This window comes from Edaphobacter sp. (assembly GCF_035532915.1).
In the GTDB taxonomy this organism is placed as follows: Bacteria; Acidobacteriota; Terriglobia; order Terriglobales; family Acidobacteriaceae; genus Edaphobacter.
The window spans coordinates 1-12426 of the sequence record NZ_DATKQC010000101.1 but is presented as its reverse complement, the minus strand read 5'-3'; the positions used below and the strand labels follow the sequence as shown (position 1 = coordinate 12426).

At 60.3% G+C, this 12426-nt stretch carries 8 protein-coding genes; 6 read left to right on the top strand and 2 right to left on the bottom strand.

Annotated features, from left to right (window positions below; all coding sequences use genetic code 11):
- Window positions 1-29: 29 nt before the first annotated feature.
- Both VMU57_RS05210 and cobA read left to right on the top strand, forming a co-directional pair.
- Window positions 30-668, top strand: a complete 639-nt coding sequence (locus VMU57_RS05210) for a bifunctional precorrin-2 dehydrogenase/sirohydrochlorin ferrochelatase (RefSeq protein WP_325381521.1) — start codon at window positions 30-32, stop codon at window positions 666-668.
- Window positions 665-1447 carry a uroporphyrinogen-III C-methyltransferase gene (gene cobA / locus VMU57_RS05205; protein ID WP_325381519.1) on the top strand — a complete coding sequence of 261 codons (783 nt, stop codon included), beginning with the start codon at window positions 665-667 and terminating at the stop codon, window positions 1445-1447. The genes VMU57_RS05210 and cobA overlap by 4 nt, the downstream gene beginning before the upstream one ends.
- 42 nt (window positions 1448-1489) lie before the next feature.
- Here the strand turns inward: cobA and VMU57_RS05200 are convergent, their stop codons facing one another.
- On the bottom strand, window positions 1490-2164 hold the full coding sequence (locus VMU57_RS05200; RefSeq protein WP_325381517.1) for a PEP-CTERM sorting domain-containing protein: 675 nt from the start codon (window positions 2162-2164) through the stop codon (window positions 1490-1492).
- Window positions 2165-2812: 648 nt separating this feature from the next.
- Here VMU57_RS05200 and VMU57_RS05195 point away from each other — a divergent pair.
- From VMU57_RS05195 to VMU57_RS05180, 4 genes are all read left to right on the top strand, one after another.
- The gene (locus VMU57_RS05195; protein ID WP_325381515.1) at window positions 2813-5230 is read left to right on the top strand and encodes a transglycosylase SLT domain-containing protein; all 2418 of its coding nucleotides are present in this window, start codon (window positions 2813-2815) and stop codon (window positions 5228-5230) included.
- A 213-nt stretch (window positions 5231-5443) separates the two neighbouring features.
- Window positions 5444-6898, top strand: coding sequence for a sigma-54 dependent transcriptional regulator (locus VMU57_RS05190; RefSeq protein WP_325381513.1), 1455 nt, complete (start codon window positions 5444-5446; stop codon window positions 6896-6898).
- A gap of 2 nt (window positions 6899-6900) precedes the next feature.
- Entirely contained in the window at window positions 6901-8844 is a 1944-nt protein-coding gene (locus tag VMU57_RS05185; RefSeq protein WP_325381511.1) for a sensor histidine kinase, read from the top strand.
- Entirely contained in the window at window positions 8841-9431 is a 591-nt protein-coding gene (locus VMU57_RS05180) for a hypothetical protein (protein ID WP_325381509.1), read from the top strand. Before VMU57_RS05185 ends, VMU57_RS05180 begins: the two co-directional genes overlap by 4 nt.
- A gap of 107 nt (window positions 9432-9538) precedes the next feature.
- Here VMU57_RS05180 and secA read toward each other — a convergent pair.
- Window positions 9539-12426, bottom strand: a 2888-nt coding sequence (gene secA / locus VMU57_RS05175; RefSeq protein ID WP_325381507.1) for a preprotein translocase subunit SecA, incomplete at its 5' end; no start/stop codon positions are given.

Genomic DNA, 12426 nt, shown 5'->3' with positions numbered 1-12426 from the left:
TGTCTCCGCTATCATCAAAGGAAGATATTATGTCTCTCTTTCCCATCTTCCTCAAGCTCGCTGCTCGCCCATGCGTCGTTGTTGGGGCGGGAAATCTGGCTGAATCCAAGATCGAATCGCTTCAGGCTGCGAACGCTCAAATCACGGTCATCGCTCCCGAGGCCAATGAGCGCATTCAGGATCTCGCCGCCGCCGGGGAGATTGAGTATCACCAACGGCCTTACGCCGATGGCGACCTGACGGGCAGCTTTCTTGTCGTGGCTGCGACCAATGTCCCTGCAGTTAATCGCGCAGTCTTTGCGGAGGCGACCGCAAAAGGCGTTCTCTGCAACGCCGTGGACGATCCACCCTTCTGCGACTTCTACTTTCCATCCGTGGTTCGCCGGGGCGATCTTCAGATCGCCATCTCCACTGCTGGCGCCAGCCCTGCTCTCGCTCAGAAGATACGAAAAGACATCAACGCGCAGCTTCCTCTCGATGCGGGAGAATGGCTCGCCGACCTCGGCCATCTGCGCCGCGAAGTCGTCGCTGCCGAGCCGCTCAATGACGACCGCAAGTGGCTGCTGCACCAACTTGCCCAGCGCGAAGTTTGCGGCTACGACCAGTGTCCCTCACGCCTGCTGGCCCGCGAGCACGCCAAGACCAATCCGCCGGAAGGCAAAGCTTGAGCGGCCACGAAGAGACCAGAAAATCTGCGCTTTCGTCCTCATCGCGAACGAGGCCGTCAGCGGCTGAGCGCGGCCATGTGTACCTTGCCGGAGCAGGTCCGGGTGACCCGGACTATCTCACCTTGCGTACCCTCCGGCTGCTTGAAACGGCCGACCTGATTCTTCCCGACGACCTGGTCTCCGACGAGATTCTCGCGCTGGCGCATCAGGGGGCGGAGATTATTCCCGTGGGCAAGCGCTGTGGCCAACCGCGCATTACCCAGGCTGAGATCCATGTTCTGATGATCGACGGGGCGCAGGCAGGCAAATCGGTGCTGCGCCTCAAGTCAGGCGATCCTCTTATCTTCGGGCGTGCTGGCGAAGAGATTCAGGCGCTTCGCGGTGCCGGGATTCCCTTTGAAATTGTGCCGGGTATCACCACAGCATTTGCGGTTGCCGCCGGGCTGCAAACGCCGCTTACCGATCGCAGTGCGGCATCGAAGTTGATACTAGCCACAGCGCACCATGCCGCGGGCAAGGTGCAACTCACGCCAAAGTGGGCTGGCGCGTTTCCGCCGGATGCCACGCTGGTCATCTACATGCCCGGTCGCAACTTCCGCGCGCTTGCCGATGATCTTATCGAGTCGGGTATCGCCGCGGATACGCCATGTGTTGCCGTCTCCAGGGCCTCGACCGCAGCAGAGCAGGTTCATGCAGCGACCCTTGGATCGATCGACGATGCTGCCGTTGGTCCGGCACCGGTGATCCTGCTCATCGGGCGCGCCATTCAGGTTGGCTAGATCAAAGTTGGCGCACAATGCACGGGCCATCCACGAGCCATCTTAGGCATGGAACCTGCGGCGTATGATGCCAGCTCCGCCGATGAGGCCCGTCAGCAACAGAGCAAGGCTCTCCGGTTCGGGAACAGGCGCGACGACAGGAGGCGGAGGGGGTCCGTTCGGAGGAGGCTTGTGACCGCCTGGAGGAACATAACCGCCAGGAAACCCTCCAGTCGGGGGGAAGTACGGAAATCCGCCGGGAGGAGGAGGATTGTCCGGGGTGACTCCCGTATCCGTATAGACAGGCGGAATGTTGGATGCGATCAGCTGCTGGTTGTCGGAGTCTGCTACGGGCAGAAAATCGAGAGGGCGTTGTGAAGCAAAGTCTTCCAGAGTCTCCTCTTTTATGATCGGCTGGTCGGACTCTCTCTCGGGCAGGACGCCGCAGGCGAGATTGTAGCGGCGAAGAATCTCGGCGCGGGTCATCCTCGGCCTGTGTGGGTAATGCCGATGCGGCCTGACAACCGGCTTAGGCCTGACATAGCCTGCCAGTTTCATGCGGGCATAGCGCTCCGCTCTGAGTTTGGCCCGACGCAAGCGCTGCACCGTCTGAGTGTGCTCGAGCTGCTGCCTGTAGGCGATGAACCACCGTTGGCACTCCGTCGATGCGCTGACGCCCGTCGCCGATCCGGTCAGCAGAAGCACGATGATCAGAAGTAACAGCGTTCGTCGCCGCATTGAATTGCCCTAGCGAAATGTCGCTCGGTGTAGCTATCAGCAATTCAATTGCCAAAGCGCATATATCCTTGCATGTCAAAAATTATGGGGGAAATAGCTAACAACCATCAGAAGGATAGGGAAGCGTTTTAGCGAATTTGGTTCTCGTGAGTGACAAAATTTGCATACTTGCCATAAAGTGCACAAAATTGCTGCGTTTTTTGCAGAGAATCTTATGAGTTACCTCCCCTAACGGGTGTTTCCGGGAGGTCCCACTCTAAGGGTAAAGAGAGGGATACCTCGCTGATAATCTTTGTAAGATTTTATTTATCAATTACATAAATCAGCTTCCCGTCATCGGCGGCGCCGTATTTTCTTCCCTCGGCCGCACTTAATGGCGAAGCGGCAGCACTTTTGCAATGGAATGGGAAATTCTTTTCCCTGCTTCTCCTCGGTTCGGACATCAAAATCCACAAGCACCATGGCTCCGTGACCCCTGGCCAAGGTAAGTCCGTCGGACTGCATCCTCTTCCTGGATGGTGGTCGTCAGTAGCTACTGCGATAACGATTTGGCGTACCTGTTGTGATTCCGCCTCGCACTGTGGTGGTTCGGCGCGAGCGTGCGCAGCATAGAGTAGATAGGTGGGTGAAATTAAGAACGAATTGATCATGCGTCGTTGTGCCGGAGTTCCATTCGCGGCTTTTGTCGGACTTCTGCTGGTTGGAGTGATGGTTGTCCTGGGGAGCGGCGCGGTGGCGCAGACGGCGAAGTCGCACAGTCACGCCCATTCCAAAGCCGCAAAAAAGACGACGGCAAAAAAGACCTCCTCCAAAGAGAAAAAGAGCACCACAAGGGAGAAGAAGACCTCAGCGCGGACGGCAGCGAAGACCACACGCCGGGGGCCGCATGCCTCTGCCTCGAAGCGGCGGGCAGGCAGCGGGAAAGCCGCCTCGCACAGAAGGCACCACACCGCGCCTAAAGCCACGGCACGAAGCATCAAGCTGACCAGCGCCTTTCATGCGACCGAACAACTGCGGCCGATGGCGCAGCAGTTGACGGCGACCCGATCGCCGGCCGCCTATCGGGGAGTGGAGAGCTATGCGCACTCGCATCCGGGTGAAGGAGCTTCGGCGGCATATCTGGCCCTGGGCCATGCCTACATGCTGGACCACAAGTATGACGACGCGGCCAATGCCTATCGCCAGGCCAATCGGAGCGGCAAGGCCCTGGACGACTATGCCGACTACCTCGGAGCCCAGGCCTCGTTGCAGGGCGGCCACGGCGCGGACGCCTACGCTCTGTTGGACAACTTTGCCGATCGGCATCCGGGGAGCATCTTCAACTCAGACGCTCCGGTGCTGCTGGCCAACGCGTACCTGCAACAGCTCAACCCGCAGGCCGCGCTGAAGGCGTTGGAGCCGCTTGAAGATACCCAGCAGGCATCGCATGTGGGCTTTCGGTATGTGCTGGGTCGGGCCTACCAGATGTCGAATGACACGGCGCGGGCTGCGGCAGTCTTCCGCGGCATCTACCTCAAGGAGCCCTTGAGCTTTGAGGCGGGGCAGGCGCGGACGCAGTTGGTGGCCATGGGAGTGCCGCTTACGGCGGCGGAGCGCAAGGCCCATGCCGACCAGCTCTTCAATGCGAAGCAGTACAGCGCTGCAAGCGAGGAGTACCACGCCATCGCCAGCAATAGCGCCGGGCTGAGCGCGAGCGATCTGGATGTGCTGAAGGTCTACTCCGCCGTCTGCGATATGAAGCTGAAGCACATCAGCCGCAAACAGGTGGAGGCGTTGCCGGAGACGACCGGAGACAGCGCCGCGCTGAAGCTGTACATGCTGGCAGAGCTGTCACGCGACGAGGACGACGAAGCCGGACACGACGCGCTGATCGCGAAGATGATTCAGCAGTTTCCCAAGAGCCGCTGGCTCGAGGAGGCGCTTTATTCGGGCGGCAATATGTACCTGCTGAAGCACAATGCCAAGCAGGCGACGTACCACTACTCGACGCTCGTGAAGATGTTCCCGCAGAGCACGTATGCTCCTTCGGCACACTGGCGGGCGGCGTGGATGAACTACAGGCTGCGCAATTATGCCGAGGCGGCGCGGCTGATGGATGAGCAGATCCAGATGTATCCGGCGGGTGTCGAGGTTTCGAGCGCGCTCTACTGGCGGGCGCGCATCTACGAAGATGAAGAGCATAACTTTGGCCAGGCGGTGAACTACTACCGCACGCTGGCGACGACCTACACCAACTTCTACTATGCCAACCTGGCGCGGCAGCGGCTGAAGGTGTTGGGAGACCAGCCTGCGGTGGCGCCTTCGCCGGTGCTGAGCGCGGTCCCGCAACTGGAGGTGCCGGAGCTGACCGGCGATCTGCCGGAGAATGACATCCATCTGATCAAGGCGCGGCTGCTGGCGAATGCGGCGCTGAACGAGTACATCGGGCCGGAGATTCAGGCGAGCGAGACGTCGAGCGAGTGGGGAGCGCTGGCGGAGGCCGAGATCTACGCCTCCTATGGGGAGTACACGCGGTCGGTGCAGTCGATGAAGCATAGCGGAATCTCGTTCTACTCGCTGCCGGTGGACCAGGTGCCGACGCTCTACTGGCATCTGTTATTTCCGCAGCCCTATTGGCCAGACCTGGTATCTGAGTCGAAGAAGAATGGGCTTGACCCCTACTTCGTTGCCTCGCTGATTCGGCAGGAGTCGGAGTTCAACGCCGGTGCGGTGAGCCGGGCGAATGCCTATGGGCTCATGCAGCTGATTCCGTCGGTCGGCAAGTCGATGGCGAAGAAGCAGAAGATCAGACACTTCAAGACAACCGATCTGCTGAACGCAAGGACCAACCTTGAACTCGGCACCATGAACCTGAAGCAGGTACTGGACAGGTTCGGTGGCCAGAAAGAGTACGCGCTGGCGGCGTATAACGCAGGGGACTCTCCGGTACGCCGGTGGATGTCGAGCAGCGACTACAAAGACATTCCCGAGTTTGTGGAGTCTATTCCATACTCGGAGACGCGGGAGTACGTGCAGGCGATTCTGCGCAACCGTGAGATGTACCGGGTTTTGTATCCGGGAAGCTAGCTTCAGAGAACGGCCACAGATGAAACCAAGGCGCAGGTCAGAACGATCGCGCTGCTTTAAATCTTTGGTAACTTCGCCTGTCCCTCGTGATGGAATGTGCTTTTTCACGGGAATTGCGAAGGTGGCTCCGTAACTTTTGCCTGCAGGAGTAGATACACTGGAACGTGGGTGTGCATCCAAGGACGTATCGATGCCAAAGGTCGAAAGGTTGGTATGAGCTCGGAAAAAGTTCTGATTGTTGAAGATGAAGTCCACGCACGGAGCGGCTTGACGGAGTTGATCGAGAGCTGGGGCTACCGGGCGGAGTGCGCGGCCGATGGGATTGAGGGTCTGGAGCGAGCGGTGGAGTGGGCTCCGGCGATTGTGGTGACCGACCTGAAGATGCCGCGAATGGATGGCATGGAGCTGCTGAACCGCATTGGCGAGCTGCCGCAGCGGATCGCTGTGGTGATGCTGACTGCGCAGGGGTCGATTGAGTCCGCCGTCGAAGCGATGCGGATGGGAGCCTACGACTACATCCCCAAGCCGGTCGATCCGGTGCGGCTGCGGACGATCCTGCATAATGCGAGTCGCCAGCGCGAGGCCGATGTGGAACTGGAGGTGACGCGCCGGCAGTTGCGAGATACCGGTGTGCTTGGGCCGCTGGTAGGGTCGTCCCCGCAGATGAAGGACATCTTCAACATGATCGAGCGGGTCGCACCGTCCAACGTCTCGGTCCTGGTGACGGGAGAGAGCGGGACAGGCAAAGAGTTGGTAGCGCGAGCGCTGCACGATCTTAGCTCGCGCCGTCTGAAGCCTTTCGTCGCGGTGAACTGCGCGGCGATTCCGGAGACGCTGATTGAGAGCGAGATCTTTGGACACGAGAAGGGGGCGTTCACAGGAGCGCTGGAGCGAAGGGCTGGGTGCTTTGAACTGGCCGAAGAAGGGACGCTGCTGCTGGACGAGATCGGCGAGATGCCGGCGGCGACCCAGGCGAAGCTGCTGCGTGTGCTTGAAGACAGGAAGCTGCGCCGGCTGGGCAGCAAGGTCGAGACGCCGGTCGATGTAAGGGTGGTCGCGGCTACGAATAAAGATCCGGAGCAGGCGGTAGCGAGCGGTGAACTGCGGGGCGATCTTTACTACCGCCTGAACGTCTTCAACATTCATATGCCGCCGCTGCGCGACCACCTGATGGACGTCTCGGCGATCGCGGAGAAGATGATCGACGATATGAACGAGCGGCACCACTGCACGGTGGCGGGTCTGAAGGATTCGCTGATGACGCGGATGGAGCAGTACAAGTGGCCGGGGAATGTGCGCGAGCTTCGAAATACGATTGAGCGGGCGGTAATTCTGGCTGGCACCGGGATGCTGGGCGTGGAGCACCTGCCGCCGCACTTTGGCGAGCCGGGGTTTGCTCCCGATCCAACGCGGGCGAGCCGTGCAGCTGCGGAGAGCGATGCTGGCGGGACTTCGAGCGAGATGCAACGGTACCTGGAGGACAAAAATACCGTGCGGGTCGAGGTCGGGACGACGGTAGACGAGGCAGAACGGCAGCTGATTCTGAAGACGCTGCTATCGACGCACAACAACAAGACCAAGGCTGCGGAGATACTGGGGATCAGCTCGAAGACGCTGCAGAACAAGCTGAAGGAATACCAGAGTGCGTCTCCTGTTGTGACGGAGTAGCGATGCGGCTGAAGACGAAGCTGGTGGTGTCGGCTACCGGGTTGACGTTTGCGATCGTCCTGATCCTGTCGGCGCTGTTTGTGAGCGAGTTGCTGCGGCAGAGGATTGAGCAGACGGCGGCGGCCAACGACGTGCTGGCACACGAAGTATGGCTGATGACGCGGCAGGCGGTGGAGACAGGGCTGCGTGCCCAGCCGCCGCTGGATAAGACGGACGCCGCGTTTCAGACTGCGGTGACAAATGCCCTGCAGAGCAACCAGCCGCTAATCGATGGTATGAACATGGTGGTCCGCTACTCGCCCACGGTGCAGGACGTGACTGTTACCGATGCGCACGGGCTGACCCTGGTGAGCACGGACCCGGATACGTCGGACCAGCAGTCGTTGAGCAGGATGAGCCTGCAAAGCGTGCAGGCGGGGAGCATTGCGTCGCAGATGAAGATGGTCTTCGGCCAGCCGCGCGTGCTCGATATTGTTCAGGTGCTGGACCGCAACGGGAAGCCCTTCCTGACGGTACACGTGGGCGTTCGTTCAACGTTTCTCCGCGCCTCGTATGAGCCATGGCTGAAAGACGCGCTGATCTTCGCGCTGCTGGCGGCGTTCGCTGCGATGGTCGCGGCCGGGTTGCTTGCGAATGTGGCGCTGCAGCCGATCGAGGTGATCAGCCGCAAACTGGAGAGCCTGACAACTGCTGCCCGCGACGCATTGCCGCCTCCTCGGGAGAAAGATTCGGGTAACGATGCGGTGGTCAGGGTATCGAAGACCATCGACCGGCTGGGGGAGCAGATTCGCAGCACCGAGGCAGGCTATACGGCTTTGCAGGCCAACCTCGCCCAGATGCTGGATACGCTGCGCGACGGTGTCCTGCTGTTTACCGCGGACGATCGCGCGGTGATGGTCTCTGATGCTGTGGCGTACTTTCTGAACACGTCTGAGAGTGAGTTGGTGGGCAAGCAGTTGGAAGAGATCTTTGAACCGGGAACCGCGCTGGGCGCAGCGGTGTTGAGAGCCTTTGCAGGGGGCAGACAGGTGAGCGCCGAAGGAGTATCGCTCGAGGATGGACGGCAGGTGCAGATTTCTCTGGACAGGATTGACGACGGATTGGGTGGGAGCAGCAAGATGGGAACCTTGCTGACGCTGCGAGACACGGAATCTGCGCTGCAATTGGGACAGGAACTTGAGGTAGCGCGGCGGCTTGGGGCGATTGGGCGTCTGACTGCCGGAGTTGGACACGAGGTCAAGAACCCTATCAACGCCATGGTGGTGCATCTGGAACTGTTGCGGAGCAAGCTCGCAAGTGGAGATGCCTCGGGACTTGTCGGGGCTCAGCGGCATGTCGATATTCTGGCAGGGGAGATGCAGCGGCTGGACCGCGTTGTGCAAACACTTGCGGACTTCTCTCGCCCCATGGAGTTACACCTTCGGGAGCACGATCTGCGCAAGGTAGTGCGCGCGGTCACCGAGTTGACGGCAGCGGAGATGCTCGAGAATCAGGTCGAGGTCATCGTGTTAGCTCCGACGGATCCGCTGGTGGTGCGGGTCGACGCTGAATTGGTGCGGCAGGCGTTGTTGAATTTGATGCTGAACGGGATGCAGGCCATGCCCTCAGGGGGTAAGATGCGGGTGGTAATACGCCGTGAACATTCGTTTGCCGTGGTAGAAATAGCGGACGAAGGAGAGGGTATACCGCCCGAGCTGTTACCGCGTATCTTTGAGTTGTACTTCACCACAAAAGCGAAGGGCAGTGGAATCGGGCTGGCGATGACGTATCGCATCCTGCAGATGCATGGCGGAGCGATGGACGTCCGGTCGAATGCAGATGCCCGTTCTCCCGACCGGGGGACGACATTTACGCTGCGATTGCCGCTTGCAACCGGAGCAGGGGTGGAGGGACGCAAGGCTTTTGCCGCGGAGACCGGTCATCAGGGAATGGGAGAGCGCGTTTGAAACTGCAAGACAATATGACGCGAAGATTGGTGACGGGGATAGCGTCTGCGGCATTCGCATTCGGCTTGAGCGGATGCATGCATCTGCACAAGGCGCCTAAGCTTCCTGTGCTGCCGCCGGTGCTTACACCGATTCCGCTTGTGAATGTGCCTCCTCAGGCGAACCCTCCGCTGATCGCTGCGCCGGTTGTTAGCTTGCCTCCAATGCCCATCGCGGCTGCGGCTGCGACTCCGCGGCGTGAGCGCAGACGCCTGGCTCCCAAGAGCGCCACTGCTCCCGCTGAAGAAACGACTCCGGAGCCGGAGCCGATGACAGATGAAGCCGCCATCGGTGACTTGACTGCGGGAGGAGCTGCCAATCCGCAGGCGCAGCATGAGGCCGCAAGCTTGATCCGCACGATTCAGATACGACTGAACGGATTGTCGCCGCAGATTGCAAGAAGGCAGCGGTCGCAGGTCAACCGTGTTCGCAACTTCTGGAAGCAGGCGCAGGAGGCGTTGAACTCCGGCGATGTGGAGGGTGCAACAACGCTGGCCACGAAGGCGAAGCTGCTGCTCGACGATCTGGATCGATTAGGTGGGGAGTAATTTCAGCCTCAAACAGGTCGTATTTGAATGAGGCTACTTAAAAATGAGCCACTAGAAAAGTTCAGCGCGACCGAAGCCGCGCTGAACTTTTGATATCTCTTACAGAACTAAGCTTCCGCCCCGTGGCACTTCTTGTATTTCTTGCCGGAGCCGCAGGGGCAATCGTCGTTACGTCCGACTTTTTCTCCGGTGCGGCGAGGAGTTGCGCCGTTCGTCTCCGAGCTGGCTCCGGCGGCGCGGGCGAGATCGAGTTCGCGCTTCTTCTTCTTTTGGAACTCGCGCTCGAGCGCGTCGATGGTGGTGGACGGCTGCCTGGTGGGAATAGGAACAGGAGCATGCGCCGATGAGGCCGGAAGCGCGTTAGGGTCTGCGTTCTGGACAGGGGGACGCTGTTGCTGCGCCTGCTGCAACTGCTCGGCAGTCTCGATAGGAGTGCCGTCGGGGCCGATGATCTGCATGCGGAAGAGGTGGCGTGCGGTGTCTTCCTGGAAGCGGAGCATCATGCCTTCGAACATATCGAAGGACTCTTTCTTGTAGGCAACCAATGGGTCCTGCTGCGCGTAGCCACGCAGACCGATGCCTTCCTTGAGATGGTCCATGGCGAGGAGGTGATCCTTCCACAGGCCGTCAAGGACGGACAGCATGACGATGCGTTCGTGATAACGCATGGCCGGGGAGCCAAGAATCTGCTCCTTGATGTCGTAGCGTGCGCGAAGCTTTTCGAAGATGGCCTCGCCGAGCTCGTGGCGGGTCATCTCGGTTGCGTTGATCTCGTTTTCGAGATGCGCCCCGAAGACATCGTAGGTCTGCGCGAACAGAGCATCCATCTTCCACTCGTCGGCGTGCGCCTTTTCGGGCGCGTACTCATCCAGCATATTGGAGAGGATGGTGGAGAGGTAGTCGTCCGTGATGAGCAGCTTCTGATCGACGCCACCCATCAGTTGACGGCGCAGACTATAGACGGCCTCACGCTGCTTATTCATGACGTCGTCGTACTCGAGGACGTGTTTGCGCGACTCGAAGTTCTGGCTCTCGACCGCTTGCTGCGCGGAAGCGATGCGCTTGGAGATCATGCGGCTCTCGATCGGAACGCCCTCTTCCATGCCGAGCCGTTGGAGCAGGGTCGAAACCCACTCGCGGGCGAAGATGCGCATGAGGTCGTCTTCGAGTGAGAGGAAGAAGCGGGAGGAGCCTGGGTCGCCCTGACGGCCGGCGCGGCCACGGAGCTGGTTGTCGACGCGGCGCGACTCGTGGCGCTCGGTGCCGAGGATATGCAGGCCGCCGGCTTCGATAACGGCGTCGTGCTCCTTCTTTGCTGCTGCTTCGTGGATAGCGGTGGCACCGTCCCAGGCCTCCTGCGTCGCCTCAAACTCCTGACCGGCGTAGTAGAAACGCACCATGCCGGGAGCGGCGACTGGAGAGATTGCACCTTCGGCTGCAGAGACGGCGCGAGCAAGGTTCTTGCGGACGATGTCCTGGCGGGCCATGAACTCGGCATTGCCGCCGAGCAGAATGTCGGTTCCACGGCCAGCCATGTTGGTGGCAATGGTGACCATGCCGAGGCGTCCGGCCTGGGCGACGATCTCGGCTTCCTTCTCGTGGAACTTGGCGTTGAGGACGACGTGGCGAACGCCTTTGCGCTTGAGGATCTCGCTCAGCAACTCGGACTTCTCGATGCTTGTGGTACCGACCAGTACCGGCTGCTTGTTCTCGTGCAGCTTCGCGATCTCGTCGGCCACGGCGAAGTATTTTTCCTTCGAGGTGCGGTAAACGACATCGGGGTTTTCGAGGCGCCTCATCACCCGGTTGGTCGGGATGACGACGATGTCCAGGTTGTAGATTTTGCCGAACTCAGAAGCCTCCGTCTCGGCGGTACCGGTCATGCCCGAGAGTTTTTTGTACATGCGGAAGTAGTTCTGGAAGGTGATCGTCGCAAGCGTCTGGTCTTCCTTACGGATGTCGACGCCTTCTTTGGCTTCGACCGCCTGGTGAAGACCGTCAGACCAGCGGCGACCGGGCATCAGGCGCCCCGTGAACTCGTCGACGATGATGACTTCGCCTTCTTTGACGACATACTCCACATCGCGCTTGTAAAGATTATGGGCTTTGACCGCGACTTCGACGTGATGCTTGAGGTCCCAGTTCTCGGGCTCGGCGATGTTGCCGATGCCGAGCAGCTTCTCGATCTTCTCCCATCCTTCATCGGTGATGGTGATGGCGCGGGCCTTCTCGTCGACGACGAAGTCTCCGGTATAGGTCTTGGTGTCGAGGGTCTCGGTCAACTCGCCCGCTTCGAGCGAGGGGATGATGGCGTTGACGCGAGCGTACTTGTCGGTGGTCTGGTCGGTTGGGCCGCTGATGATGAGCGGCGTACGCGCCTCATCGATAAGGATGGAGTCCACTTCGTCGACGATGCAGTAGTAGTTGCCGCGCTGCACCTGATCGGCCAGCTCGAACTTCATGTTGTCGCGCAGATAGTCGAAGCCGAACTCGTTGTTGGTGCCGTAAGTGATGTCGGAGCCATAGGCCTCGCGGCGCTGCTGGTCGTCCAGGTCGTGGACGATGACGCCGACGGTGAGTCCCAGAAATCCGTAGATCTTGCCCATCCACTCGGCGTCGCGCTTGGCGAGGTAGTCGTTGACGGTAACGACGTGGACGCCGCGCCCGGCGAGGGCGTTGAGATAGCAGGGAAGCGTTGCGACGAGGGTCTTGCCTTCGCCGGTCTTCATCTCGGCGATGTTGCCTGAGTGGAGCACCATGCCGCCGATGAGCTGCACGTCGAAGTGGCGCATCTGCACGGCGCGTTTGCCGGCCTCGCGGACGACCGCGAATGCCTCGGGCATGATGGCCTTCAGGGCGGCCTGCTCAACGTCGTAGGTGGCCTTTTCGGCGTCTTCGTCCTCGGGATTGATCTTGGCCGCGGCAACCGTATCGGCGATGCGCTGGCGAAACTCGACGGTCTTGGCGCGCAACTCGTCGTCGGAGAGCGCCTGGA